We start from the raw sequence: 25,604 nt of genomic DNA, 5'->3' as shown, positions 1-25,604 counted from the left end.
GCCTCGTCCAGCCGCTCCGGGGACAGGGCGCCGGAGGGCACGGCCTGGACGATCGCGGCGTGGGCCTGGGCTACGTCGGCGGGCATCAGCAGGAGGTCCGCGCCGGCGGCGAGGGCCATCACCGCGGCGGTGCCGCCGGGGTACTGCTTGGTCACGGCGCCCATGTTCAGGGCATCCGTCACCGCCACCCCCTTGAACCCGAGCCCCCGCAGCGCCGCGTAGGCAGGGCCGGAGAGCGACGCCGGGACGCCGGGTTCCAGTGCCGGGACGGCAATGTGCCCGGCCATCACCATCGGAGTTCCGGCGTCGATGGCGGCCCGGAACGGCTTCCAGTCGCGGGCGCCGAGCTCCGCCACCGTGGAGGGCTGCGCCGGGAGGTTGTGGTGGGAGTCGACCGTCACGGAGCCGTGCCCCGGAAAGTGCTTTACGGCCGGCAGCACTCCCGCGGCGAGCATTCCCTGCGAGAACGCCACGCCCAGCGCGGCGGCAGCGTCGGGGTCCGAGGACATGGACCTGGCGCCAATGGTGGGATCGGCGGGCCCGATGGTGACGTCGGTGCCGGGAGCGAAATCCAGGTTGAACCCGAGGGGCACCAGTTCCGCGGCCAGGCCCTGCCCCGCTTCCCGGGCCAGCGGCACGCTGCCGGCGGCGCCGTAGCTCATGGGTGTTGGCCATTCGGTCAGGGGCAGTCCCAGGCGGGCAACCTGGCCGCCTTCCTGGTCCACCGCGATGATTCCGGGCCACGGCCGTCCCCCGGCGGCGGCAGCCAACCGCTGGTTGATGGCAGCCATTCCGTGCACGTCCATCCTGCCCTGCGGATCCAGGGGAACGTTGTCGCCCATGATGATGGACCCGGCAAGGTGCAGCCGCTCGATGGCGGCTGCGTGGGCCTCCACCTCCTTGCCCTTGAAGAACGGAAGGAGGACCTGCCCGGCCTTCTCCTCGGTGCTCATCGCCGCCACCGCCGCAGCTGCCGCGTCCTGGTCGCGCTGTTGGGGCCCCCAGCCCAGTGGCCGGGTACCCGGATCGGGTGATGGGGAGGGCGTGGCGGGCGCCGTCGTCGTGCTTGGCGTGGCAGTAACAGAAGGGGCGGGCAGGATAGATGGTGCCGACGACGACGACGGGGCAGGGCCCGGCGCTGCCGTGCAGGAAGCCAGGGCTACTGCGGCGGAGGCTGCCGCGATGAAGGGGAGGAATGTGTGAAGACTGTCACGCAGGGGTCGGAACAAGGCCATCAATACGATGCTACCCCTGCACTAGACTTGAACCACCCGTTCGCCTGCCGGCAGCAGACTGTCAGTGACGGCGTGAGCCAGCGGCAAACAGGACAGTTAGGAAATGCGTGAAGATCGATTTCGCTACATCAAGGCAGTCAACCCTTGGTGTTGAATGGGAACTCGCGCTGGTGGACGGCCGGACGGGCGAACTCGCATCCGTGGCCAATGAGGTGCTCCGCGGCGTCGCGTCCCGCCACCCCGAGCTGAACGAGGACGACGAGCACCCGCACATCAAGCAGGAACTCCTGCTGAACACGGTGGAACTGGTCACGGGTATCTGCGAAACCGCGGCCGAAGCCAAGGAAGACCTTAGCCGTTCGCTGGCCGCCGTGCGCGAGATCACCGATCCCATGGGCGTGGAACTGTTCTGCGCCGGAAGCCACCCGTTCAGCCCGCCGCAGCTGCAGCCGGTCACGGACAAGGCGCGCTACGCAAAACTCATTGACCGTACGCAGTGGTGGGGCCGGCAGATGGTCATCTATGGCGTGCACGTCCACGTGGGGCTGGACCGCCGGGACAAGGTGCTGCCCGTGCTGGACGGGCTGGTCAACTACTTCCCGCACTTCCAGGCGCTCTCCGCGTCCAGCCCGTTCTGGGGCGGCGAGGACACCGGCTACGCGTCCCAGCGTGCCCTGATGTTCCAGCAGCTCCCCACCGCCGGCTTGCCTTTCCAGTTCCACTCCTGGGAGGAATACGAGTCCTATGTGCAGGACATGTTCACCACCGGGGTGATCGACATGCTCTCGGAGATCCGCTGGGACATCCGGCCGGTCCCAAACCTGGGCACCATCGAGATGCGGATCTGCGACGGCCTGGCCACCCTGGAGGAGGTGGGCGCCATCGCAGCCCTCACCCAGTGCCTGGTGGACGAGTTCTCCACCACCCTGGACAACGGCGGGACCATCCCCACCATGCCGCCATGGCATGTCCAGGAAAACAAGTGGCGCGCTGCCCGCTACGGGATGGACGCCATCATCATCCTGGACGCCGCGGGCAAGGAGCAGCTGGTCACCGAGCACCTGCTGGAAACCCTTAACCGGCTCGAGCCCGTGGCCGCCAAGCTGCGCTGCACGGACGAGCTTGCCGACGTCGAGAAGATCATCCGCCGCGGTGCCGGCTACCAGCGCCAGCGCCGCGTCGCGGCTGAACACGGCGGGGACCTGCAGGCCGTGGTGCTGGACCTGGTCAAGCAGATGCGCAACGGCCCCACCGCCTGACCTGGCCGGCCCGGGCCAGTTACCGCCCGAAACGGGGCACTTCGGCACGGACTCGCCCGCCGCCGTCGTGATGTACGACGACGGGGCCCCAAAGTGCCCCGCGACGGTTCGCCGGGTGTTCGAGAGTCCGGCCGGCCTCAGGCGGGGAGCGAGACCGATGTGACCGGCATCGAGGAATCAGGGGCGAAGCGGATGCCGCTGGGTTCCACTCCGGCCATTACCAGCTGCGCGCCCAGGGCGGCCACCATGGCGCCGTTGTCCGTGCACAGGTCCAGCGGCGGCACGTGCAGCCTGATCCCGGCCGAGGCACACCGCTGTCCGGTCAGCTCGCGAAGCCGTGAGTTGGCCGCCACTCCGCCGCCCAGGAGCACGTCCTTGATGCCGTGTTCCCGGCAGGCCAGCACGGCCTTCGAGGAAATGATGTCCACCACGGCTTCCTGGAACGCCGCCGCAATGTCAGCCACCGGAATCTCCTCCCCGCGAGCCTCAAACTGCTCCACGCACCGGGCCACCGCGGTCTTGAGGCCGCTGAAGGACCAGTCATACCTGTGCTTGCCCGGTTCCTCGGCGGTCCCCATGTACTTGGGCTGGCTCAGGCCGCGGGGGAAGCGAATGGACTTCGGGTTGCCGGTGCGGGCCACCTTGTCGATGGCCGGCCCGCCCGGGTAGCCGAGGCCCAGGATGCGGGCCACCTTGTCGTAGGCTTCGCCGGCGGCGTCGTCGATGGTGGAGCCCAGGAGCTGCACGTCGTCGGTGATGCTGTTAATCCGCAGGATCTCGGTGTGGCCGCCGGAGACCAGCAGCGCACCGAGGTTCTCCGGGAGCTGCGGGCCTGCGCCATTGTGCCGGCCGCTGCCTGCCCCGTCCAGCAGCCCCACGCCGACGTGGGCCACGAGGTGGTTGATGGCGTACAGCGGCTTGCCGGTAGCCACGGCCAGTGCTTTGGCGGCGCAGACGCCCACCATGAGGGCGCCGGCCAGGCCCGGTCCCGAGGTGACCGCGATGGCGTCAACGTCATCGAGGACCACGCCGGCGTCGGACAATGCCTGCTCCAGCGTGGGGACGAAGGCGTCCAGGTGCGCGCGGGAGGCGATCTCGGGGATGACGCCGCCGAACCGGACGTGCTCGTCCATGGAGGATGACACGGTGTTGGTCAGCAGCGTGGTTCCGCGCACGATTCCCACTCCGGTCTCGTCGCAGGACGACTCGATGCCCAGCACCAGTGGTTGCGTGCGGTTCATGGCTGGGGTCCTTCCGTTGATTTGCCGCCGCCCGTGCCTTCACCCGCGAGCTGGAGGCGCATGATGAGGGCGTCGACGCCGTCGCGGTAATACCGGGGGCGGACGTGGATCTGCTCAAAGCCAAACCGGACGTACAGCTGCTGCGCCCGCGGATTGTCCGCCCGAACCTCCAGCAGGACGTCCGCAGCCCGCCTGCGCCGGGCCTCGTCAATGAGGGCGGTGAGTAGCGTGGTGCCGATGCCCCGGCCCTCATATTCGGGGACGACGGCGATGGTCTGGACATCCGCGATGGGCTCGATGCACATCAGGCCCGCATAGCCCACGATGCCGTCGCTGCCCTGCGCCACGAGGTAGCGGCGGGTTTCCGGCTGGGAGAGTTCGTCGAGGAACATCTGGAGGGGCCAGGCGTCCACCGGGAAAAGCCGCTGTTCCAGGGCGCTGACCGCGGGGACATCGTCCAGCGTCATATCGCGGACGGTCACGCCAGCACCGGGGTGGCCGGGTGTGCGGTTCACAGGGCCCTCTTCCGCGGTCCGGGGACCTGGGCGTCGGACTCCCGCAGGTACAACGGCGTGGAGTCGAGGAGGCCGTTGCCCGCCTCGAGCCGTGCCAGCGCGAACTTGCCCAGGTACAGGGCATCCGGCTGTTCCTGCGCAAAGTCGGGGTGGGCCTTCAGCGCATCAGCGTAAAGACCGGCACCGGCACCGAAGGCGGGCAGGTCCGGGAGGTCGGCGGCGAAACTGACGTGCGGGCCGTCCTCCAGGACGGGAAGCCGGCCGTCGGCGAGGCTGTAGCGCGCCCAGTAGACCTCTTTGCGGCGCGCGTCCGTCGCTACCAGGAACTCGGGGACGGCCGCGGCGGACTCCGCCACTTCCAGGGCCATGGCGTCCAGGCTGACCAGCCCGTGGAGGGGTTTGCCCCAGACAAAAGCCAGGGTCCGCGCGGTGGCGATTCCGGACCGCAATCCGGTGAACGGTCCGGGACCCACACCCACCACCAGGGCGTCGATGTCCTTCCCGGTCACGCCGGCGCCTGCGAGCATCTCCTCGATCCCGGGGGCAAGCACCTCGGCATGGCTCCGGGTGTCCTCGGTGGAGAAGCTGGCCACCACGGAGCCCGGCGCCTCAGAGGACACCAGGGCGGCGCTGGCAACGGCGGAGGTGTCAATGGCCAGGATCAGCATCAGCGGACCCCCTCCGTGGCCGCACCGAGTACCGGGGCTTCGGGCCACCGCGGGCCGTACCCGCGCATCACGATGGTGCGGGGCTCGTCCGCATCCCCGGTGTCGAAGTCCAGGCCGGCGGAGGGCAGCCCGTCGTCGAGTCCCACCGCACGGTGCAGGTCGATTTCCAGCCTGCTCTCGCTGAGGTGCTCCACCCGGTCCCGGCCCCACTCCACCACCGTCACGGAGGAGTCCATGGTGTTTTCCAGGTCGATGTCGTCAATCTCCGCGGCTGAGTCCAGCCGGTAGGCGTCCACGTGCACCAGGTCCGGGCCACCGGGCCGCGGCCCCTTGGGCAGGTTGGGATGGATGCGGACCAGGACGAACGTGGGGGAAATAATGCCTTCCCGGACACCCAGCCCCTCCCCCAGGCCCTGCGTGAACGTGGTCTTCCCGGCACCCAGCTGACCGCTGAGCACCAGCAGGTCCCCGGCCTGCAGGACCGCCGCGAGACGGAGGGCCAGCGCATGGGTCTGCTCCGCCGTCGTCGCTGTTAATGTCATTTCCCAGTTGGGCCGGGGAGCCTGGCCGTTGGTGGTCACGAGTGATTCTCCTGACTGGACGCGGAGCTCCGGTCCTCTTCGTTGATGAAGCGCCGCGGCACCCTGGGGCTGATCCTGGTGACGATCTCGTAGTTGATGGTTCCGGCGGCGCGCGCCCAGTCATCGGCCGTGGGGCCGCCGTCGGCTCCGTCCCCGAACAGCTCCGCCTCGGCACCCAGCAGGTCCGCACCCTCCCCGCCGATGCCGCCGAGGTCGATGACCATCTGGTCCATGGCAATCCGGCCCACCACCGGGTAGGTACGGCCGCCCACCCGCACGGGACCGCCGGTGGCGGACCGCGGCACCCCGTCCGCGTAACCCACCGGGATCAGGCCCAGCGTGCTGTCCCCCCGGGTGCGGTAGTGGAGGCCGTAGGAGACGCCCTGCCCGTCCGGCACCTCCTTGCACTGTGACACCAGGGTCCGCAGGGTCATGGCCGGGCGGAGCCCCAGTTCGGCGGAACTCTGCCCGGCGAACGGGGACAGCCCGTAGATGCCCAGGCCAACGCGGACCAGGTCGAAGTGGGTATCGGGCCGGGACAGCGTGGCGGGGGTGTTGGCCAGGTGGCGGACCTCCGGGTCCACGCCGGCGTCCTCCGCCACGGCCAGGACTTCCCGGAACGTGGCCAGCTGCTGGTCGGTTTCGGGACGCTCCGGCTCGTCGGCGACGGCGAGGTGGGAGAAGATGCCCACCACGCGCAGCAGGCCCTGGTCCTGGTAGTCCATCGCCTCGCCCACCAGCTGGTCCCAGCTGTCCAGGGCCGCGCCGTTGCGTCCCAGTCCGGTGTCCACTTTCAGGTGGACGCGGGCCGGGCGCTCCTGTTCCCGGGCTGCGGCCACAATGCGGTCCAGTTCCCAGCCGGAGCAGCCAATGTCCACGCCGGCAGCCACGGCAGCGCCGAAGTTGCTTTCCGTGGTGTGCAGCCAGGCGAGCAGCGGCGCGTCAATGCCGGCAGCCCGGAGCGCCAGGGCCTCCGAAATGTGGGCCACGCCCAGCCAGGACGCTCCTGCCTCCAGGGCTGCCCGCGCCACCGGCACGGCACCGTGCCCGTAGGCGTCTGCCTTGACCACGGCCATGACTTTCGCCGGGGATGCGGCAGCGGCGAGGCGGCGGACGTTGTGCCGGATGGCGTCCAAATCGATCACGGCGGACCGTTCATAGCGGGAGCCGTGTCCCGGGGCAGCACTGAATTCGCCGGTTGTTGCGGGGTAAGTCACCCTAGTGATTCTAGTGCTGGCGCTTCCGGCCGAATAATCGTCAGGCGTCCGAGAGGTGGGCGATGGTGGCTGCGGCCCTGCGCTGCGCGGCGAGCGGGACGTCCTGGATGATGTCGGCCAGGAAACCGAAGCGCCGCAGCCACTGGCTAGTCTGCCGCTCCGGCCGTGCGTTGGCGCGCTTCCACCAGTCCGCAATGTCCCCCCACCCGGGCGCCGCCAGGGAACCGCCCACCTCCTGCACCGCCAGCGAGGCGCAAAGGTTCGCAAAGCGGAGCCTGTCCCCCAGCGGCCAGCCGGCCAGGCTGCCAACGATGAACGCGGCGTCGAAACAGTCACCTGCGCCTGTGGGGTCGTAGGCCTTCACCGGAAGCGAGGGCACCCACTCCTCCTCCCCCGTTTCGGAATCCACCGCCATGGCCCCCTGCGCGCCGAGCGTCACCACGGCCACCGGAACGCGGTCTGCCAGCGCATACAGGGCAGTCCAGGGATCGTCCTTCCCGGTAAAGGCCATGGCCTCGCGCTGGTTGGGGAGGAAGGCATGGAAGTACTGCAGGTTGTCCAGCCGGGCAGGCGCCCATTCTCCGCTGGGGTCCCAGCCGACATCGCCGAACAGCTTGACCCCCGCGTGGTGTGCCGCTTTTGCCCACGGCTCGATCTCCCTGCCCACTTCCGCGATGCCTGCGAGCGCGGGCGGCGGGTCTCCTATGAGTTCGGACGACGTGATGGGGGCGGCGTGGCCGTGGGTCACCATGGACCGGTCTTTCTCCACGCAGAGGGAGACGGTGACCGGTGAGTGCCAACCGGGGACTTTCTGCGACAGCGAGAGGTCCACGTGCTCCTGGCCGGACAGGATCTTCCAGTTGAAGTCCCCGTAGCCGTCGTCGCCGAACGCGGCGGCCAGTCCTGTCTTCAGCCCCAGCCGCGCCGCGGCGATGGCCTGGTTGGCCACCCCGCCGGGGCAGCTGCCCATGCCGTCGCTCCAGATTTCGGTGCCGGGCTCCGGCGCGTGCGGAAGCCCTGTGAAAATGATGTCCTGGAAAACCGTCCCGGCCAGCAGCAGGTCGAATCCGGGAGTGGAGGGCGGGCGGACGGCTGCCAGGGGGTCGTAGGGGCGGGCTGGGATCGCGTCCATGTCCGCACACTACGCCCTGCCACGGACATCCGGTAGGGGCCTGCCGGGCGCGCGCCTAGACTGCTGGTTATGCGGCTTCTCATTGCCGGCGGCGGGGGTTTCCGGGTGCCGCTGATATACCGGGCGCTGGACTCCGGACGCTTTGCGGGGGTGGTCAGCGAACTGGTGCTGTACGACGTCGACCCCGCCCGACTCCAGGCGGTCACCGCCGTCCTGCACAGCATGCCGGGCGGTCCGGACGCCCGCGTTTCGGTGCAGGCCACCACCAACCTGCCGCAGGCGCTGGCGGGTGCCGGGATGGTGTTCGCGGCCATCCGGCCCGGCGGAACGGCAGGACGGGTGGCGGACGAAAAAGTGGCGCAGGACCTCGGCCTGCTGGGTCAGGAAACAACCGGCGCGGGCGGGATCTCCTACGCCCTGCGGACCATCCCGCACATGCTCAACCTGGCACAGCTCATGAAGGAGCACTGTCCGGAGGCCTGGCTGGTCAACTTCACCAACCCCGCAGGCATGGTCACAGAGGCCCTGCTGCCCGTGCTGGGCAGGAAAGTGATCGGCATCTGCGACTCCGCGGGGGGCCTGGTGCAGCGGGCCGCACGGGCGGCAGGCGTGCCGCTGCCGGAGGGAAGGCTCGACGGCGTGGGCTACTACGGCCTGAACCATCTGGGCTGGCTCTACCGGCTGGAGTCCGGAGGGCAGGACGTGCTGCCGCGGCTGCTCGCGGACCCGGATGCCCTGGCCACGTTCGAGGAGGGCCGGCTCTTCCCCCAGGAATTCCTGGCCCGCCTCGGCGCACTGCCGAACGAATACCTTTATTACTACTACCGGCAGGACGCCGCCCGTGAGGCTATGCGCGCCATGGCCCGAACCCGCGGCGAAACCATCCACAGCCAGCAGGAAGAGCTGTACCCGCGGCTGGCCGCCGCCGGTGCCGGTGCGTTCCGGCTCTGGGAGGAGGCGCGCCGGTCCCGCGAGGAGGGCTACCTGGCCGAGGCACGCACCCAGGGCGCCCAGCGGGACGAGGCCGACCTGGCCGGCGGCGGCTACGAGCGGGTGGCCCTCGCCGCCATGCGTGCCCTGTCCGGAACCGGTGACACACAGCTGATCCTGAACACCCGCAACTCCCGCGCGGCCGTACCGGACGCCGCTCCCAGCCCAGCCACGGCCCTGCCGGCCGCCGCTGAACCGGCCATTCCGGGGCTGCCGGCGGATGCCGTCGTCGAAGTTCCCTGCACGGTGACGGCCGACGGCGCGCTGCCGCTGCCCCAACTGGCCCCACCGGAACCTCAGCTGGGACTGCTCCGGCAGGTCAAGGAGGTGGAGCGGCTGACCGTGAGGGCCGCCGTCGAGGGTGACCGCGAAGCCGCGCTCGCGGCGTTCGCCCGGCATCCGCTGGTGGCTTCGGAGGACCTGGCCCAGGCCCTGCTGGAAGGCTACGAGCGGGAGTTCCCCGCCCTCCGGGACCTGTGGCGCCCAGGTGTCCGGTGAGGGAGGAGTAGTGTTTTATCGGATGCGCACTCTACCGGCGCTGCCCGTACACGCCGGTGGCCGGAAGGAGGTCCCGTGGCACTGATCCGCAGGGTTGCTTTGCTCTCCCTCCACACCTCCCCCATGGAGCAGCCCGGTTCCGGGGACGCCGGCGGGATGAACGTGTACATCCGCGAACTGGCATCGGCCCTGGCGGAAGCGGGCGTCGAGGTGGAGATCTTCACCCGGTCCACCTCGGCCAACCAGCCCGCCGTCGAACACCCCGATCCCGGCGTCTGCGTGCACAACGTCCTGGCCGGGCCGCTGAAGAAGATCCCCAAGGAAGAGCTGCCGGGCCTGCTGCACAGCATGGTGGCGGAAATCGAGCAGATCCGCCGCCGGCAGCCGCACGGCCGCTACGACGTGATCCATTCCCACTACTGGGTGTCCGGGATCGCGGGGCTGGAGCTGTCCGAGCTCTGGGGCGTGCCCCTTGTCCACACGATGCACACCATGGCCAAGGTCAAGAACCTGCTGCTGGAATCCGGTGAGCAGCCGGAGCCGCGGCGGCGTGAACTGGGCGAGCACCACATTGTGGACGGCGCCGCCCGGCTGATCGCCAATACCAGCGCGGAGGCCGCCGAACTTGTCTCGCACTACGGCGCCACCTACGACCGGATCGACATTGCCCCGCCCGGAGTGGACCTGGGCACCTTCACGCCTGCCTTCCGGGCACGGTCCAGGGCGGAGCGGGGCATCAACCCCGGGACGTTCCACCTGGTCTTCGCCGGGCGCATCCAGCGGCTGAAGGGGCCGCAGGTCCTGGTCAAGGCCGCGGCCCTGCTGCGGAAACGGCGGCCGGACATCGACCTCCGTGTCACCATCCTGGGCTCGCTGAGCGGCAACAAGGAATTCAACCTCCGGCGGCTAATTTCGGAAGCGGAGATGGACGACGTCGTCACGCAGCTTCCCCCAGTCAAAGCGCCCGAGCTTGCGGCCTGGTTCCGCGCGGCGGACGTGGTGGTAATGCCCTCCTTCAGCGAGTCCTTTGGGCTGGTGGCGCTCGAAGCCCAGGCCTGCGGCACACCGGTGGTGGCCACGCGTGTTGGGGGGCTGTCGCGGGCCATCTTCCACGGCAGGACCGGTTTGCTGGTGGACGGCCACCATGCCGCCGACTGGGCCGACGCGCTTGAGGCCCTGTACGACGATCCCGCCACCCGCGAGGACATGGGACGGGCCGCCGCCATCAGGGCCCAGAACTCGGGATGGGCCCGCACTGCTGCGATCACGCTGGAAAGCTACCACGCCGCCGTCGACAACCATGTGGGGACCCGGCTGGTGCAGGCCTTTCCCGCGTCCTGACGGCCGGCGTGCCTGAAACCGCCAATCTGACCTGCCAGCCATTCCGCCGATCGAAGGACAACGATGTCTCCCACCCCCAGCGACCTTGAGATTGCCAGAGCGGCACGGATCCGGCCCATCGAGGAGATTGCGGCGGCCGCGGGGATCAACGCGGACGCGCTCGAGCAGTACGGGCGGTACAAAGCCAAGATCGATCCCGCCCGGCTGCAGGCTCCCGCCCCTGCCGGGAAGGTGGTGCTGGTCTCGGCGATGTCCCCCACGCCGGCTGGCGAGGGGAAGTCCACCACCACCGTGGGGCTCGCTGATTCCCTGGCGCGGGCGGGTCACAAGGTGATGATTGCCCTGCGTGAGCCCTCGCTGGGTCCGGTGCTGGGCATGAAGGGCGGCGCCACCGGCGGCGGCTACTCCCAGGTGCTGCCCATGGACGAAATCAACCTCCACTTCACCGGCGACTTCCATGCCGTCACGGCCGCCAACAACGCGCTCATGGCCCTGGTGGACAACCACATCTACCAGGGCAACCAGCTCAACATCGACCCCCGGCGCCTGACGTTCAAGCGGGTGCTGGACATGAACGACCGCGCCCTGCGGGAGGTGGTCATCGGTTTGGGCGGGCCCACCCAGGGCGTACCGCGCCAGGACGGCTTCGACATCACCGTGGCGTCGGAGATCATGGCGGTCTTCTGCCTGGCCACGGACCTGGCCGACCTCCGCTCCCGGCTCGGCCGGATCACGTTCGGCTACACCTTTGACCGGGCGCCGGTGACCGTGGCGGACCTCGGCGTGCAGGGGGCGCTGACGCTGCTGCTGAAGGAGGCCGTCAAGCCCAACCTGGTGCAGACCATCGCCGGCACCCCGGCCCTGGTCCACGGCGGGCCGTTCGCCAACATCGCCCACGGCTGCAATTCGCTGATTGCAACCCAGACGGCCCGGCGGCTGGCGGACATTGTTGTGACGGAGGCAGGGTTCGGCGCCGACCTCGGTGCCGAAAAGTTTATGGACATCAAGGCGCGGACCGGCGGCCTGGCACCCTCGGCGGTGGTGGTGGTGGCAACGGTGCGGGCCCTCAAGATGCAGGGCGGAGTGGCAAAGAATCAGCTCACCGAACCGAACATCGCCGCCCTCGAGGCGGGCGTGGCCAACCTGCACCGGCACGTCCGGAACGTGGAGAAGTTCGGGGTGCCGCCCGTCGTGGCCATCAACAGGTTCTCCTCCGATTCCGCGGAGGAACTCGACTGGCTGCTGGCGTGGTGTGCGGCGGAGGGAGTGCCGGCCGCCGTCGCCGATGTGTGGGGACGCGGCGGCGGTGGTGACGGCGGGGATGAACTTGCGGCCCTCGTGGCCAAGACGGTGGCGGGTCCAAACAATTTCCGGCACCTGTACGCGCTGGGGCTGCCGGTGGAGGACAAGATCCGGACCATCGCCCAGGAAATCTACGGCGCGGACGGCGTGGACTTCTCCGTGCCGGCCCTGAAGCGGCTGGCCGATATCGAGCGGAACGGCTGGGGCGGCCTCCCTGTCTGCATGGCCAAGACCCAGTACTCCTTCACGGACGACGCCTCACGCCTGGGCGCCCCGAAGGGATTCACCATCCACGTCCGCGACCTCCTGCCCAAGACCGGCGCCGGCTTCATTGTGGCCCTGACCGGAGCGGTGATGACCATGCCAGGGCTGCCCGCTGCCCCGGCCGCGATGCGCATGGACGTGGACGGCGACGGCAACCCGGTGGGCCTCGCCTGACCCCTGCGACGCTCTCTCACCTGATGCCGGCTTTCTATGGACGCTCTCTCACCTGATGTCGGCTTTCCGTCGACGCTCTCTCACTTGCTGCGGGCTTTCCGGCGATCCTCTCGCACTTCCCGCGATTCAGGGACCTGTGCGGACGCCGCTTTTACGGTCACAACGGTCCGCGACGTCCCGCCCACGCGGCCTCCCCGCTTCACTGAAACGAAGATCACCGCCGTGCTCAGCACCACGAGTCCGCAGACGAACGCCACGGAGGAGGGGTCGGTGGCGAGCAGATCAGGAATGGCACGGCCCGGCACAGTCGCTGCGAAGATGAAGGCCACGGCGATGCCGATGTAGCTGCCAATCATGTTTCCCCTATGCGAGGCGATGGTGCCGCGAACGGCACTGACCAGGCCCAGGGTAACGGTCACGATAGTGAAGGCCGAGAGCCCGTGCAGCCAGCTGAAATGCCCGTCGGACACAATCCAGAAACTGCTGAAGCAGACGTAGTACATGGCAGTCACCCAGAAGTAGCCCATGGTGCGGTGGATACGGTCTCGCCGTCGGCGCAGTATCTGCAAGGGCCCGATGGCCAGCACAAAAAGGGCGGCAACCACGTGGCTGGCAAGTAGAACATTCCAAGGCTCCATAGCCTTAGGATAAAGCCACTATCCATGCGTGTACATCAGGATAGCCGGGCCTGGATTCACTATCCATAGAGACGGGCAGGTAAGGAGATCGGGATGCAACTCAATGAACTGAGTCAGCGGTCAGGAGTCACACCCGCAAGCATCAAGTACTACCTGCGCGAAGGCCTGCTGCCGCCGGGTGAGGCCGTTCACGCAACCCGTGCCGAGTATTCAGCCGGGCATCTCGAGCGGCTCGAATTGATCCAGGCGCTCCGGCAGGTCGTGGGCCTGAACATCGGGCAGATCCGCGGCCTCGTGAAAATGGCCGACGACGGCGTGCCCCGCCTCGATCTCCTTGCTGCGGTCCAGCGGGTGGTGCTGGATCTTGGAAACTACACCACGGCGATAGGTGGGGAAGCGGCAGCGGCGACTGACGCCGTCGTACGATTTCGCGGTTGGCCGGACTCCCCAAGTGACGCCCGGAACGCCCTCACTGCCCACCTGGAGCTGATGGCGGGCCTCAAGATTCCTGTATCTGAGACAGTGCTGGAGGCGTACAGCAAGGCGATGGACGACGTGGCCGGACTCGACATTGCCGCAACGACCGCCCCGGAGAGCACCGACAGGCTCATCCTCACTGCCGCCGTCGGCATGCATATGCACAGCCAGCTTCTCCTCAAACTCCTGGCACTCGCCCAGGCCAGCCACGCCATGCGCCGCTACCACGGTTAAAGGCGCGGCGCTCCCCCACCGAAGTGAGAGAGCGCCGCGTGATAACCCGCATCAAATGAGAGAGGATCGCCCGGAAACCGACGTTATGTGAGAGAGCGTCCCAGGGGGTGGGGAGCCGGACTTAAGGCCTAACGCTCGAGGTCGCCGCGGATGAAGGCTTCCACCTTTTCGCGGGCGAGGTCGTCGTTGAACTGCTCCGGCGGGGACTTCATGAAGTAGCTCGATGCGGAGAGCAGCGGGCCGCCGATGCCGCGGTCCAGGCCGATCTTGGCGGCACGGATGGCATCGATGATCACGCCGGCGGAGTTCGGGGAGTCCCAGACTTCCAGCTTGTACTCGAGCGAGACGGGGGCGTCGCCGAAGTTGCGGCCCTCGAGGCGGACGAAGGCCCACTTGCGGTCGTCGAGCCACTGGACGTAATCGGACGGGCCGATGTGGACGTCCTTGGCGGCCAGTTCGGCCTCGACGTTGGAAGTGACGGCCTGGGTCTTGGAGATCTTCTTGGACTCCAGGCGGTCGCGCTCCAGCATGTTCTTGAAGTCCATGTTGCCGCCGACGTTCAGCTGGTACGTGCGGTCCAGGGTGACGCCGCGGTCCTCGAAGAGCTTGGCCATGACGCGGTGCGTGATGGTGGCGCCGATCTGGCTCTTGATGTCGTCGCCCACGATCGGGACGCCGGCGGCGGTGAACTTGTCAGCCCACTCCTTGGTGCCGGCGATGAAGACGGGCAGGGCGTTCACGAAGCCCACGCCGGCGTCAATTGCTGCCTGGGCGTAGAACTCGGCTGCTGCCTGGGATCCAACGGGCAGGTAGCAGACCATTACGTCAACCTTGGCGTCCTTGAGCGCCTGCACAACGTCCACGGGCTCTTCGGTGGACTGCTCGATGGTCTCGAGGTAGTACTTGCCGAGGCCGTCGAGGGTGTGGCCGCGCTGGACGGTGACGCCGGTGGGCGGCACGTCGGCGATCTTGATGGTGTTGTTTTCGCTCGCCAGGATGGCATCTGCAAGGTCAACGCCGACCTTTTTGCCATCAACGTCAAACGCGGCAACGAACTCAACGTCACCCACGTGGTACTGGCCGAACTCAACGTGCATCAGGCCCGGGATCGTGGCCTTGGGGTCTGCATCCTTGTAGTAGTGGACGCCCTGGACCAGCGAAGCGGCACAGTTTCCTACGCCGACGATTGCAACACGAATCGGATGTGAAGACACGGAACTCCTTTGAGGACAAACGTCAGCCCGCCGGTGCCGCGTCCGGGAGGGGACGACGGCGGTGCGGCAGGCTCTGCGCCAAAACGGCGCCTTTTCATAGTAACCAACAGAGTGGGACCCGGGGTTGTTCCCTTGTCCCACTCTGCGGAATCACCGTAACGGAATCAGGCCGGCTGCTTCCACAGGTTGATGTCCGACTCCACCGCGAATTCGTCGATGGCGTTCAGTTCGTCGGCGGTGAACGCGAGGTTGTTGATGGCGGACAGCGTATCCTCCAACTGGCGCACACTTGAGGCGCCCACCAGGGCCGAGGTGACGGGCGAACCCTTGGGCTGGTCGCGCAGGATCCAGGCGACGGCCATCTGGGCGAGGGACTGTCCGCGTCCTTCGGCGATCCTGTTGAGCCCCCGGATCCGGTCCAGCTTCTCCTCGGTGATGGCGTTCTCGGAGAGGAATCGGTCCTTGGCGGCCCGGGAATCTGCGGGGATGCCGTTGAGGTACCGGTCGGTGAGCATGCCCTGGGCGAGCGGGGAGAAGGCGATGGAGCCTGCGCCCACCTGGTCCAGCGCTTCATAGAGGTTGGGCGAACCGTTCTCGGTCCACCGGTTGAGCATCGAGTAGCTGGGCTGGTGGATGAGCAGCGGCGTCCCCAGGTCCTTCAGGATCCGCGCGGCTTCAAGGGTCTGCTCCGGGGTGTAGGAGGAGATACCCGCGTACAGTGCCTTGCCTGAACGGACGGCGTAGTCCAGGGCGCCCATGGTTTCTTCCATTGGCGTTTCCGGGTCCGGCCGGTGGCTGTAGAAGATGTCCACGTAGTCCAGGCCCATGCGCTGCAGCGACTGGTCCAGGCTGGAGATGAGGTATTTGCGGGAGCCCCACTCGCCGTACGGGCCGGGCCACATGTTGTAGCCGGCCTTGGTGGAGATGACGAGTTCGTCCCGGTAGGGCTTGAAGTCGTCCTGGAGGTGCCGGCCGAAGTTCGTTTCGGCGGACCCGTCCGGCGGGCCGTAGTTGTTGGCGAGGTCGAAGTGGTTGACGCCGAGGTCGAACGCGCGGCGCAGGATGGCCCGCTGTTCGTCGAAGCGCTTGTCATCACCGAAGTTGTGCCACAGGCCAAGCGAGATGGCGGGGAGCTTAAGTCCGCTGCGGCCGACGCGGCGGTAGGGCATGGATTCGTAGCGGTCTTCCGCCGCGGAATAGGTCATGTGTTCCATCCTGCCAGCTGTGACCCGGGCAACAGGCCAGGGCGGGAAAGTTACGCCGCGGGCTGACATCAGCCCGCGGCGCAACACTGCCCGAATGGAGCGTCAGGACTTGACGATCGCCGCACTCCAGGGCGCCAGGGCGAGGGCCTCTCCGTCAAGGCCGGTCCCCTCGTCCGTTGCCAGCAGGACAGTCCCGGAAACGTCCTCCAGCCGCACCTTGGCGTCTGAGAGGTTCAGCAGTACCTCAACGCTTCCGCGGCGGAACCGCAGCCAGCCGGCGTCGTCGTCGAACGTCACCTCCGTCTCGGTGAAGCCGAGGCCGGCAAGCTCCGGGTGTTCGCGGCGCAGCGCCGTGAGGGAGCGGTAAAGCTCCAGGAGCCGGGCGTGGTCCCCGCCTGAGGCTTCGTCCCAGTTCAGCTTGGACCGGCGGAAGGTTTCGGGATCCTGGGGGTCGGGCACGACGGCGGGATCCCACCCCATGCGCTCGAACTCCTTGATCCGGCCTTCCGCGGTGGCCTTGCCCAGCTCGGGTTCCGGGTGGGAGGTGAAGAACTGCCAGGGGGTGCTCGCCGCAAACTCCTCGCCCATGAACAGCATGGGCGTGAACGGGGACGTCAGCGTGAGCACGGCTGCCATGGCCAGCTGCCCGTGGGAGAGCGACTGCGAGAGCCTGTCCCCCGTGGCGCGGTTGCCGATCTGGTCGTGGTTCTGGTTGCAGACCACCAGCGCCGCCGGGTGCACCAGTGCAGCGTTGATGGGCCGGCCGTGGTGCCGTCCGCGGAAGCTGGAGTAGCTGCCGTCGTGCAGGAAGCCGTCCTTCAGGACCTTCGCCAGGACCGCCAGGGACTGGAAGTCCTCGTAGTATCCGGTGGTCTCGCCGCTGACGCTGACGTGGACCGCGTGGTGGAAGTCGTCGCTCCACTGCCCGGCCAGCCCGTACCCGTTGGCGTCCCGCGGGTACAGCAGGCGCGGGTTGTTCAGGTCCGATTCGGCGATCAGGGTCTTCGGCAGCCCGGTCTCCGCAGAGACGGCATCGCCCAGGGCACCGAACTCCTCGAGGATGTGCACGGCGCGCTCGTCCTTCAGCGCGTGCACGGCGTCTAGGCGGAGGCCGTCCACGTGGTAGTCCCGGAGCCAGAGGGCAAGGTTGTCCAGGATGTATTCCCGCACCACGTCGGAGCCGGGACCGTCCAGGTTCACCGAGTCGCCCCAGGTGTTGGCATCCCCCTGCTTCAGGTAGGGGCCGAACTTGGACAGGTAGTTCCCGCTGGGGCCGAGGTGGTTGTACACCACGTCCTGGATGACGCCCAGGCCGGCGGCGTGGGCAGCGTCCACAAAGCGCTGGTAGGCCGCAGGCCCGCCGTAACCTTCATGCACCGCGTACCACTGGACGCCGTCGTAGCCCCAGTTGTGGGTCCCGTTGAAGCCATTGACCGGGAGCAGCTCCACGAAGTCGATGCCCAGGTCCGCAAGGTAGCCGAGCTTCCCAACCGCCGCGTCCAGGGTTCCCTCAGGGGTGAAGGTGCCGATGTGGAGTTCGTAGATTACCGAACCCTTCAGGTCCTTGCCTTTCCACCCGGAGTCCTGCCATGCATGGGCTGCGGAGTCGAACGTCCTCGAGAGCTCATGGACGCCGGCGGGCAGGCGGCGGGAGCGCGGATCGGGAACAGGGTGGGTGTCCCCGTCCAGCAGGTAGCCGTAGTCCACCTCACCGTCAGCAGGGGCGTCCGGGGCTGTCCACCAGCCCTTAGAGCCCGGTGCCGTGTCCTTTGCGGCCATGGGGTACTGCCGGCCGCCGGCCAGCAGGACCACGGATGCGGCCTCCGGAGCCCAGACGTCGAAGCGCCCGGGGCCGTCATTCACGAGGGTCATGCCTTTTCTCCATCCGCCGGTACGAGCAAAGCCACGGGGTAGGTGCCCAGGACGTCGGCCACCGGAACGGACCCGGGTCCGTAACCGTTGCCGGTGAGTTCGTCGCGCACCGCAACGGGAAGTTCGACGGCGGTGTCCCGCCATCCGCCGCCTGCCGCCAGTCCGGCGGGAAGCCGGGTGGCAAGGGTCAGGGCGCCCAGGGCGCCGTCACCTCCGCGGTGGAACGCGAGCACGTGATCCGCCGCAGGACCTGTGGCCGTTACGGGGCTGTAGCCCTGGAACAGTTCGGGCCGGTCGCGGCGGAGCCGGAGCGCGCGGGAGGTGACCAGGAGCTTGCTGGTTTCCATGCCCGCGGCGGGCAGGGTGCCGGCGTCGAGCTTTGCAAGCTCCTGCCGGCGGACCTCAAAGTCCACCGGCCGCCGGTTGTCGGGGTCGGTCAGGGACCGTTCCCAGAACTCGCTGCCCTGGTAGACGTCCGGCACTCCGGGCATGGTCAGCTGGACCAGCTTGGCGGACACCGAGTTGGACGCGGCGTACGAATCGATCCGCGCCACGAAGTCCTCAACCGCTTTGGTGACCCGGCCGTCGTCGAACGCGGCGTCCACCGCGGCCTTGACGGAGGATTCGAAGTCCTCGTCGGGGCTGGTCCAGGTGGTGGAGTTGCCGGCTTCCCGGGCAGCCTTCTCGGCGTATCCCTGCAGCCGTTCCCTGCTCGCGGGCCACGCTCCCACCACAGCCTGCCACAGCAGGTTCTCGTAGGGGCCGTCCGGAATCGGGGCGAGCCCGCGGAGTGTGGCCAGGGTGTCCGCCCACTCCTCCGGCAGCTCGGCGATGACCGAGATCCGGGCCCGGGCGTCCTCGCTGCGTTTGGTGTCATGCGTGGACATGGTGGTCATGGACAGGGGCAGTTCCTGCTGGCGCCGGGCCATCCGCTGGTGGAACTCGTCAGGCGAAACAGAGAATTCCGTCGGTTCGGCGCCCACCTCTGTCAGGGTGCCCAGCCGGGTGTAGCGGTAGAACGCGGTGTCTTCCACGCCCTTGGCCATCACCATGCCGGATGTCTGCTGGAACCGCACGGAAATCGCATTGGCGGGGTCAAGCAGCAGCGGCAGCAGGGTGCCCACGGCAACCTCGAGGTCGGGCCGGTGTGCCGCCGCTGATTCGCACGCTTCCTTGAGGATCTCGGCGCCGGTGGGCAGGTACGTCCGGTAGACCGGGAACGCAGCGATGATCTCGGCAATGGCATCTGCTGCCTGCTCCATCGGCAGCCCATAAGACTCCGGAACCAGGCGGGCCAGGCGCAGGACCTCGGACCGCAGGATGCCGTCCGCGATCATGCGCTTGGTGCCCCGGATCATCTCTGCGTAGTCCGCAGGGGTGCTGGAGCCGCGGAGCTTCGCGTCCAGCTCGTCCAGCGCCTGCTGGCCTGCGGGGTCCACGAACACCCGGTCCACGTCCGCGAGGGCGTCGTATCCGGTGGTTCCCTCGGTGGCGAAGTCCTGCGGCAGGGTTTCGCCCGGCTCCAGGATCTTTTCCACCAGGACGTAGGCTCCGCCGCTGAGGTCCTTCAGCCAGCGCAGGTAGCCGGCGGGGTCGGCCAGGCCGTCCGGGTGGTCCACCCGCAGGCCGTCCACCAGGCCTTCCTTGAACCATCGGCCAACCTCGGCATGTGCCTCTTCGAACACCCTGGGGGTTTCAACCCGGATCCCGGCCAGCGTGGTCACAGCGAAGAAGCGCCGGTAGTTCAGTTCCGCGTCCGCCCGGCGCCAGTCCATCAGCTCGTAGTGCTGGCGGCTGTGCACCTCCTGGGGGGTGTCGCCTTCAGAGTAGCTTCCGGAAGCCAGCGGGAACCGGTGGTCGTAGTAGCGGAGCTCGCCGTCCTTGATTTCCAGCTTGTCCAGGTCCTCGTCGGAGCCAAGCATGGGCAGCCGGATTTTCCCGCCTGCCAGGTCCCAGTCGACGTCGAAGGCTTCGGCGTAGGGCGAGCCCTGCCCTTCCTTCAGCAGGGACCACCACCAGGGGTTCTGCGAGGGCGTGGCGACGCCCACGTGGTTGGGCACGATGTCCACCAGGACACCCATGCCGTGCTCGCGGGCAGCCTTGGACAGGGCCAGCAGGCCCTCGGGGCCGCCCCGCTCCGGGTCCACAGCGGAGGGGTCGGTCACGTCATAGCCGTGGTCCGAGCCCTGCTCCGCGGTGAGGATGGGCGAGAGGTAGACCCAGTCAACACCGAGCTCCTTGAGGTACGGGACCTTTTCGGCGGCATCGAACAGGGTGAAGCTGCTGCGGATCTGCAGGCGGTAGGTGGAGGCCGGAGTCCTCATGCCTTCGTTGCCCTTTCCTCGCTTGCTTCCGCAGCCTTGGTCTGGGCTTCCACCATCTCCTCTTGGGCTTCCTCATGCTCTGCCATGGAGGCCAGCGAAGCGGCTGCGGAGGTGTCCACCTCAGCTTCTGGGCCCGAGTAGGCACGCAGTACCACCATGGACTTGGCGTCGAGCGTCAGCGTCGTTTTCGCCTTGAGTGGGTCGTACGCGTCGGCCTGGGCCGCCGTGTCAATCATGACCTCCCAGTACTGCGAGTACTCCTCAGAGGGAAGGCAGAAGTCCACGGCGTCGTCGTGCGCGTTGAAAGCCATGATGAAGCTGTCGTCGGTGATGCGCCGGCCGCGTGAATCCTGTTCCTGGATGCCGTCGCCGTTGTAGAAGACGCCGATGGTGCGGCCGAAGCCGCTCCCCCAGTCCTCCGGCAGCATCTCGGTGCCGTCGGTCTTCAGCCAGACGATATCCGGCAGCTTTTCGCCTTCACCGCGGCGCACGGGGCGGCCGTCGAAGAAGCGGCTGCGCCGGAACGTGGGGTGGTCGCGGCGGAGCTTGTTCACGAAAGCGGTGAACTCCACCAGGGGCTGGTCCATGGCGTCCCAGTGAATCCAGCTGAGCTCGGAGTCCTGGCAGTAGGTGTTGTTGTTTCCCTGCTGGGTGCGTCCCAGCTCGTCGCCGTGCAGGACCATCGGCACGCCCTGGGAAAGCAGCAGGGTGGCGATGAAGTTCCGCTGCTGACGGGCACGGAGAGTCAGCACCTTCTCGTCGTCGGTATCGCCTTCTTCGCCGCAGTTCCAGGACCGGTTGTGCGATTCGCCGTCGTTGTTGCCTTCACCGTTGGCTTCGTTGTGCTTTTCGTTGTAGGAGACCAGGTCCCGCATGGTGAAGCCGTCGTGGGCGGTGACGAAGTTGATTGAGGCCACGGGGCGGCGCGCGGAGCTCTCGTAAAGGTCAGCGGAGCCGGTCAGGCGTGAAGCGAATTCGCCCAGGGTGGCGGGCTCGCCGCGCCAGAAGTCGCGGACGGTGTCACGGTACTTGCCGTTCCATTCCGTCCACTGCGGCGGAAAATTGCCCACCTGGTAACCGCCGGGGCCGACATCCCACGGCTCTGCGATCAGCTTGACCTGGGAAACAACCGGGTCCTGCTGGATGAGTTCGAAGAAGGTGGAGAGCTTGTCCACATCGTAGAACTCACGGGCCAGGGTGGAGGCGAGATCGAAACGGAAGCCATCCACGTGCATCTCGGTGACCCAGTAGCGGAGGGAGTCCATGAGCAGTTGCAGGGAGTGGGGATGGCGAACATTGAGCGAGTTGCCGGTGCCGGTGTAGTCCATGTAGTGCTTGAGGTCGTTATCCACCAGGCGGTAGTAGGCCTGGTTGTCGATCCCCTTGAAGGACAGCGTGGGGCCCAGGTGGTTGCCTTCGGCGGTGTGGTTGTAGACGACGTCCAGGATCACCTCGATGCCTGCGCGGTGGAGGTCGCGCACCATGGCCTTGAATTCCTGCACCTGGTGCCCCACGTCCCCCGTGGAGCTGTAGGTGTTCTGCGGCGCGAAGAAGCCAATGGTGTTGTAGCCCCAGTAGTTGCTGAGGCCCTTCTCCACCAGGGTGCCATCGTTGACGAACTGGTGCACCGGCATGAGCTCAATGGCCGTGACACCAAGCTTCTTGAGGTGGTCGATGACGGCTGGGTGGGCTACACCGGCGTATGTGCCGCGCTGCTCTTCGGGAATCTCCGGGTGCAGCTCGGTCAGGCCCTTGACGTGTGCTTCGTAGATGACCGACTCGTGGTAGGGAATCCGCAGCTGGCGGTCGCCGTCCCATTCGAAGAACGGGTTGATGACCACGCCGTGCATGGTGTGCGGCGCCGAATCGGCATCGTTGCGGGAATCGGGATCGCCAAATTCATAGGAGAACAGCGCCGGGTCCCAGTCGATTTGTCCTTGGACAGCCTTGGCGTAGGGGTCCATCAGTAGCTTGTTCGGATTAAAGCGGCTCCCGTTCGCGGGATCGTACGGCCCGTAGACCCGGTAACCGTACTTCTGGCCAGGCTGGATGTGCGGCAGGTAGCAATGCCAGACGTAGCCGTCCACTTCGGTCAGCTCGATCCGGGTCTCGGCCAGGTCGTCGTCCAGGAGGCAAAGCTCCACCCGTTCCGCCTGTTCGCTGAACAGGGCGAAGTTAGTGCCGGTTCCGTTGTACGTGGCTCCCAGCGGGTAGGCAGTTCCAGGCCAGACTTCCATAATGCTCCTTTGTGATTCAGCAGCGGGAAGCAAAATGCCCCCCATTGCCGGTGCGAACTAATGCCTACCGTAACTGCTGGGTGTGACTGTTACGTTTCCCAACCCATCGTTACTAAGCGTGCTTACTTTACCCCAGGTATACGGTATGGAGTCTGCAATTCTGCCAGCAGCGATCGGGCCGCCACTGAGAACCTCCGACGCCGCACGTCCCGCCAAACCGTGCAGCGCGGCTCCCAGCGCGGCAATGGCGGCCCATCGCACGTCCGGTTCCACGCCCTCCTTGCTGAAGCGGCCGACGTCGTTCCCCGCCTGGGCGAGCAGCGCACCGATGACCCCGGCCAGGACGTCCCCGCTGCCGGCAGTCGCCAGCCAGGGGGTCCCGTCTGCCTGGCTGAACACGTCACCGGAGGGTGCGGCGACCAGGGTGGTGGCGCCCTTGAGGAGCACGGTGGCACCGGTCAGTTCCGAGGCACGGCGCACCGCGGCCAGGGTTCCGGCTTCCACCGCGTCCCGGTCCTCCGATCCGCCCAGGCGTTGCAGCAGCGAGGCCAGCTCTCCGGCGTGGGGGGTGAGGACAATATGCGGGCCGAGGGTTTCGGGAAGAGCGGGAAGGGCGCCGGCGTCTGCCACAACGGGCAGCCCGGATCCGACGGCGTCGCGGGCCCGCTGGAGCTGCTCGTGGTGCTCCGGGCCCATGCCGGAGCCCACCAGCCAGGCCTGCACGCGGTTGTCCGCTACAGAGCCGGTACTGCAGACCACCTCAGGGCACGCCTGCCTCACAAGGTCCGCGACTTGTGGCGGGCCAAGGTACCGGACCATCCCCACGCCCGCTGCCAGGGCGCCCCGGCAGGCCAGGACAGCGGCACCGGGATAGTCCACGGAGCCGGCGACCACGCCCAGGACGCCGCGGGAGTACTTGTGCGCACGCCGGGCAGGGTGCGGCAGCAGCCGGGCCAGGTCCGCCTCGTCGAGCCGGCGGAGCGAAGGCTGCGGCAGGTGCTCCTCGATACCGATGGGCACCACCAGCACCCGGCCGGCGTAATCGGCGCCGGGGTCCGCGAGCAGGCCGCTCTTGGCACCGCCGAAGGTGACGGTCAGGTCCGCCGGCAGCACTGGCTGGAAAACGTCGCCGGTATCAGCGTCAACACCGCTGGGCAGGTCGCAGGCCACCACGAAGGTCTGTCCGTTGCCGTTTGCCATCAACACGGCGACGGCGGAAACCAGGTCTGCAGCACTCCCCCGCAGCCCGCCGTTGGCGCCTGTGCCCAGCACAGCATCGATGACGACGTCGGCCCGCGCCGCTTCTGCGGCGAGTGCGGCAGGTGCCGTCCCGTCAAGACGGTGCACCCGGCCGCCGGCGCGCTCAAAAGCAGCCAGCGCCTGCGGGTGGGCAGTGTCTCCGGTGAGCACCGCCGTCGTACGCATGCCGCGTGCCGCCAGAAAGGAAGCGGCGTACAGGCCGTCGCCGCCGTTGTTGCCCTTGCCGGTGAGGACGGAAACGCTGGCGCCGTAGATGCCCAGGCCGCGGGAACGGCGTTCCCTGATGACGGCGTTGGCCAGGCCGTGGGCTGCGCGCTGCATGAGGACGTCCCCCAGTCCGGAGGCGAGGAGCGGCTCCTCAGCCTGCCGGACCTGGGTTCCGGTGTAGGCGCTGATCACGGCGTCAGTTCCCGTGGGTGCCGGAGCAGGTTCAGCCTTCGGCCAAGACGGTGGCGGTGGCGATCCCGCCGTCGTGGCTCATGGAGAGGTGCCAGCGCTTGACGCCCTTGGCCTCGGCCACAGCCAGCACGGTGCCCTTGACCTGGACGGTGGGTCCGTTCTGGTCAAGGCCGATCCAGCAGTCCTGCCAGTTCATGCCGGCGGGCGCACCGAGGACCTTGGCAACAGCTTCCTTGGCGGCAAAGCGTGCAGCCAGTGACCGGGTGTTCAGCTCGCGCTCAGCCGGAACGAACAGCCGGTCCCGGAGGCCGGGGGTGCGTTCAAGCTGGCGGCCGAACCGCTCGATGTCTACAACGTCTACGCCAATGCCAACAATCATGGCACTACTCTACGTCGACGGCCCCGGCCTGCTGTGCGCAGCACGCGCGTGGCAGCCGGCGGAGACGAAGGAAGCCCTGGGCGCCGGGCCCAGGGCTTCCTGAATCAGTACCGGATCAGGCCGTTACTCGACGGTGACGCTCTTGGCGAGGTTGCGGGGCTGGTCCACGTCGTAGCCCTTGGCCTGGGCCAATTCCGCGGCGAAGATCTGCAGCGGGACGGTGGTCAGCAGGGGCATGAGCAGCGTGGGGGTTTCGGGAACGTAGAAGACGTACTCGGCGTAGGCCTTCACGGCTTCGTCGCCTTCCTCGGCGATGACCAGGGTCCGGGCGCCGCGGGCGCGGACTTCCTGGATGTTGGAGACCACCTTGGCGTGCAGCGAATCGCGGCCGCGCGGGGACGGGACCACCACGAACACCGGCTGGCCGTCATCGATCAGGGCGATCGGGCCGTGCTTGAGCTCGCCAGCGGCGAAACCCTCGGCGTGGATGTAGGCGATTTCCTTCAGCTTCAGCGCGCCCTCGAGCGCCACCGGGAAACCGACGTGGCGGCCCAGGAACAGCACCGACTTCTCATTCGCCATGCTGCGGGCCAGTTCCCGCAAGGGTCCGGCGTTGTCCAGGATTTTCTGGATCTTCGCCGGGATCTTGTTCAGGTCCGCGAGGACGTCCTTGATCTGGCCCGAGAAGATGTTTCCGCGCAGCTGTGCCAAATACAGGCCCAGCAGGTACGCGGCGGTGATCTGCGCCAGGAACGCTTTGGTGGAGGCCACCGCGATCTCCGGGCCCGCGTGGGTGTAGAGCACGGCGTCGGATTCACGCGGGATGGTAGAGCCGTTGGTGTTGCAGATGGAGATGGTCTTCGCGCCCTGCTCCCGGGCGTAGCGGACAGCCATCAGGGTGTCCATGGTCTCCCCCGACTGGCTGATGGACACCACCAAAGTGTTCGC

General features: G+C 67.7%; 21 protein-coding genes. 5 read left to right on the top strand and 16 right to left on the bottom strand.

Going from position 1 to position 25,604, the window contains the following annotated elements; genetic code table 11:
• A partial coding sequence (locus tag ACKAE7_RS15660) for a glycoside hydrolase family 3 N-terminal domain-containing protein (protein ID WP_408979691.1) occupies window positions 1-953 on the bottom strand: 953 nt, incomplete at its 3' end.
• Between the two features lie 389 nt (window positions 954-1,342).
• On the opposite strand from ACKAE7_RS15660, the gene ACKAE7_RS15655 reads away from it, so the two are divergent.
• On the top strand, window positions 1,343-2,494 hold the full coding sequence (locus tag ACKAE7_RS15655) for a glutamate--cysteine ligase (RefSeq protein ID WP_188809658.1): 1,152 nt from the start codon (window positions 1,343-1,345) through the stop codon (window positions 2,492-2,494).
• Window positions 2,495-2,631: 137 nt separating this feature from the next.
• Here the strand turns inward: ACKAE7_RS15655 and tsaD are convergent, their stop codons facing one another.
• From tsaD to ACKAE7_RS15625, 6 genes are read right to left on the bottom strand one after another with little or no spacing between them, the layout of a single operon-like run.
• Entirely contained in the window at window positions 2,632-3,735 is a 1,104-nt protein-coding gene (gene tsaD / locus ACKAE7_RS15650) for a tRNA (adenosine(37)-N6)-threonylcarbamoyltransferase complex transferase subunit TsaD (RefSeq protein WP_190609779.1), read from the bottom strand.
• Complete coding sequence (rimI, locus tag ACKAE7_RS15645; protein WP_188809760.1) at window positions 3,732-4,202, bottom strand: ribosomal protein S18-alanine N-acetyltransferase; 471 nt, start codon at window positions 4,200-4,202, stop codon at window positions 3,732-3,734. The genes tsaD and rimI overlap by 4 nt, the downstream gene beginning before the upstream one ends.
• A gap of 44 nt (window positions 4,203-4,246) precedes the next feature.
• The gene (gene tsaB, locus ACKAE7_RS15640; protein WP_188809656.1) at window positions 4,247-4,918 is read right to left on the bottom strand and encodes a tRNA (adenosine(37)-N6)-threonylcarbamoyltransferase complex dimerization subunit type 1 TsaB; all 672 of its coding nucleotides are present in this window, start codon (window positions 4,916-4,918) and stop codon (window positions 4,247-4,249) included.
• Complete coding sequence (gene tsaE, locus ACKAE7_RS15635; RefSeq protein WP_408979690.1) at window positions 4,918-5,460, bottom strand: tRNA (adenosine(37)-N6)-threonylcarbamoyltransferase complex ATPase subunit type 1 TsaE; 543 nt, start codon at window positions 5,458-5,460, stop codon at window positions 4,918-4,920. The genes tsaB and tsaE overlap by 1 nt, the downstream gene beginning before the upstream one ends.
• Before the next feature lie 35 nt (window positions 5,461-5,495).
• Window positions 5,496-6,716, bottom strand: a complete 1,221-nt coding sequence (gene alr, locus ACKAE7_RS15630) for an alanine racemase (RefSeq protein ID WP_408979689.1) — start codon at window positions 6,714-6,716, stop codon at window positions 5,496-5,498.
• Window positions 6,717-6,756: 40 nt separating this feature from the next.
• Window positions 6,757-7,848, bottom strand: coding sequence for a carbohydrate kinase family protein (locus ACKAE7_RS15625; RefSeq protein ID WP_188809654.1), 1,092 nt, complete (start codon window positions 7,846-7,848; stop codon window positions 6,757-6,759).
• 69 nt (window positions 7,849-7,917) lie between these two features.
• Between ACKAE7_RS15625 and ACKAE7_RS15620 the strand changes: the two genes are divergently transcribed.
• The 3 genes from ACKAE7_RS15620 (at window position 7,918) to ACKAE7_RS15610 (ending at window position 12,417) form a co-directional block, all read left to right on the top strand.
• Window positions 7,918-9,336, top strand: a complete 1,419-nt coding sequence (locus tag ACKAE7_RS15620) for a 6-phospho-beta-glucosidase (RefSeq protein WP_408979688.1) — start codon at window positions 7,918-7,920, stop codon at window positions 9,334-9,336.
• Between the two features lie 75 nt (window positions 9,337-9,411).
• Window positions 9,412-10,677 (top strand): D-inositol-3-phosphate glycosyltransferase, encoded by a 1,266-nt coding sequence (gene mshA / locus ACKAE7_RS15615; protein WP_408979687.1) that lies wholly within the window; start codon window positions 9,412-9,414, stop codon window positions 10,675-10,677.
• A 63-nt stretch (window positions 10,678-10,740) separates the two neighbouring features.
• Window positions 10,741-12,417 carry a formate--tetrahydrofolate ligase gene (locus ACKAE7_RS15610; RefSeq protein WP_408979686.1) on the top strand — a complete coding sequence of 559 codons (1,677 nt, stop codon included), beginning with the start codon at window positions 10,741-10,743 and terminating at the stop codon, window positions 12,415-12,417.
• Between the two features lie 80 nt (window positions 12,418-12,497).
• Here ACKAE7_RS15610 and ACKAE7_RS15605 read toward each other — a convergent pair whose 3' ends face one another.
• Window positions 12,498-13,055 (bottom strand): DUF2306 domain-containing protein, encoded by a 558-nt coding sequence (locus tag ACKAE7_RS15605; RefSeq protein ID WP_408979685.1) that lies wholly within the window; start codon window positions 13,053-13,055, stop codon window positions 12,498-12,500.
• A 93-nt stretch (window positions 13,056-13,148) separates the two neighbouring features.
• On the opposite strand from ACKAE7_RS15605, the gene ACKAE7_RS15600 reads away from it, so the two are divergent.
• Window positions 13,149-13,766: a MerR family transcriptional regulator gene (locus ACKAE7_RS15600; RefSeq protein WP_408979684.1), complete on the top strand. Its 618-nt coding sequence runs from the start codon at window positions 13,149-13,151 to the stop codon at window positions 13,764-13,766.
• 128 nt (window positions 13,767-13,894) lie between these two features.
• Here ACKAE7_RS15600 and ACKAE7_RS15595 read toward each other — a convergent pair whose 3' ends face one another.
• The 8 genes from ACKAE7_RS15595 to ACKAE7_RS15560 form a co-directional block, all read right to left on the bottom strand.
• Window positions 13,895-14,980 (bottom strand): inositol-3-phosphate synthase, encoded by a 1,086-nt coding sequence (locus ACKAE7_RS15595; RefSeq protein ID WP_188809648.1) that lies wholly within the window; start codon window positions 14,978-14,980, stop codon window positions 13,895-13,897.
• 164 nt (window positions 14,981-15,144) lie between these two features.
• The gene (gene mgrA, locus ACKAE7_RS15590; protein WP_408979683.1) at window positions 15,145-16,185 is read right to left on the bottom strand and encodes an L-glyceraldehyde 3-phosphate reductase; all 1,041 of its coding nucleotides are present in this window, start codon (window positions 16,183-16,185) and stop codon (window positions 15,145-15,147) included.
• Between the two features lie 102 nt (window positions 16,186-16,287).
• Window positions 16,288-18,057 (bottom strand): malto-oligosyltrehalose trehalohydrolase, encoded by a 1,770-nt coding sequence (gene treZ, locus ACKAE7_RS15585; protein WP_408979682.1) that lies wholly within the window; start codon window positions 18,055-18,057, stop codon window positions 16,288-16,290.
• The gene (gene treY / locus ACKAE7_RS15580; protein ID WP_408979681.1) at window positions 18,054-20,381 is read right to left on the bottom strand and encodes a malto-oligosyltrehalose synthase; all 2,328 of its coding nucleotides are present in this window, start codon (window positions 20,379-20,381) and stop codon (window positions 18,054-18,056) included. Before treY ends, treZ begins: the two co-directional genes overlap by 4 nt.
• A complete protein-coding gene (gene glgX, locus ACKAE7_RS15575) occupies window positions 20,378-22,618 on the bottom strand; it encodes a glycogen debranching protein GlgX (protein WP_191034685.1) in 2,241 nt (746 codons plus the stop codon). The genes treY and glgX overlap by 4 nt, the downstream gene beginning before the upstream one ends.
• A 57-nt stretch (window positions 22,619-22,675) precedes the next feature.
• On the bottom strand, window positions 22,676-24,277 hold the full coding sequence (locus ACKAE7_RS15570) for an NAD(P)H-hydrate dehydratase (RefSeq protein ID WP_408979680.1): 1,602 nt from the start codon (window positions 24,275-24,277) through the stop codon (window positions 22,676-22,678).
• 31 nt (window positions 24,278-24,308) lie between these two features.
• A complete protein-coding gene (locus ACKAE7_RS15565; RefSeq protein ID WP_066277757.1) occupies window positions 24,309-24,656 on the bottom strand; it encodes a holo-ACP synthase in 348 nt (115 codons plus the stop codon).
• Between the two features lie 123 nt (window positions 24,657-24,779).
• Window positions 24,780-25,604, bottom strand: an 825-nt coding sequence (locus tag ACKAE7_RS15560) for an isomerizing glutamine--fructose-6-phosphate transaminase (protein ID WP_408979679.1), incomplete at its 5' end; no start/stop codon positions are given.

It is taken from the genome of Pseudarthrobacter sp. NKDBFgelt, assembly GCF_046097905.1.
Lineage (GTDB): Bacteria > Actinomycetota > Actinomycetes > Actinomycetales > Micrococcaceae > Arthrobacter > Arthrobacter polychromogenes.
The sequence above is the reverse complement of the archived record's forward strand: the minus strand, read 5'-3'. Positions and strand labels throughout refer to the sequence as shown.

Excerpts from the sequence above, each read along its gene's own strand:
- ACKAE7_RS15610 (WP_408979686.1), top strand. The coding sequence starts at position 10,741 with ATGTCTCCCACCCCCAGCGACCTTGAGATTGCCAGAGCGGCACGGATC.
- ACKAE7_RS15605 (WP_408979685.1), bottom strand. The coding sequence starts at position 13,055 with ATGGAGCCTTGGAATGTTCTACTTGCCAGCCACGTGGTTGCCGCCCTT.
- ACKAE7_RS15625 (WP_188809654.1), bottom strand. The coding sequence starts at position 7,848 with ATGGACGCGATCCCAGCCCGCCCCTACGACCCCCTGGCAGCCGTCCGC.
- glgX (WP_191034685.1), bottom strand. The coding sequence starts at position 22,618 with ATGGAAGTCTGGCCTGGAACTGCCTACCCGCTGGGAGCCACGTACAAC.
- tsaE (WP_408979690.1), bottom strand. The coding sequence starts at position 5,460 with ATGACATTAACAGCGACGACGGCGGAGCAGACCCATGCGCTGGCCCTC.
- treY (WP_408979681.1), bottom strand. The coding sequence starts at position 20,381 with ATGAGGACTCCGGCCTCCACCTACCGCCTGCAGATCCGCAGCAGCTTC.
- treZ (WP_408979682.1), bottom strand. The coding sequence starts at position 18,057 with ATGACCCTCGTGAATGACGGCCCCGGGCGCTTCGACGTCTGGGCTCCG.
- ACKAE7_RS15600 (WP_408979684.1), top strand. The coding sequence starts at position 13,149 with ATGCAACTCAATGAACTGAGTCAGCGGTCAGGAGTCACACCCGCAAGC.
- tsaD (WP_190609779.1), bottom strand. The coding sequence starts at position 3,735 with ATGAACCGCACGCAACCACTGGTGCTGGGCATCGAGTCGTCCTGCGAC.
- rimI (WP_188809760.1), bottom strand. The coding sequence starts at position 4,202 with ATGACGCTGGACGATGTCCCCGCGGTCAGCGCCCTGGAACAGCGGCTT.
- ACKAE7_RS15565 (WP_066277757.1), bottom strand. The coding sequence starts at position 24,656 with ATGATTGTTGGCATTGGCGTAGACGTTGTAGACATCGAGCGGTTCGGC.
- tsaB (WP_188809656.1), bottom strand. The coding sequence starts at position 4,918 with ATGCTGATCCTGGCCATTGACACCTCCGCCGTTGCCAGCGCCGCCCTG.
- mgrA (WP_408979683.1), bottom strand. The coding sequence starts at position 16,185 with ATGACCTATTCCGCGGCGGAAGACCGCTACGAATCCATGCCCTACCGC.
- ACKAE7_RS15620 (WP_408979688.1), top strand. The coding sequence starts at position 7,918 with ATGCGGCTTCTCATTGCCGGCGGCGGGGGTTTCCGGGTGCCGCTGATA.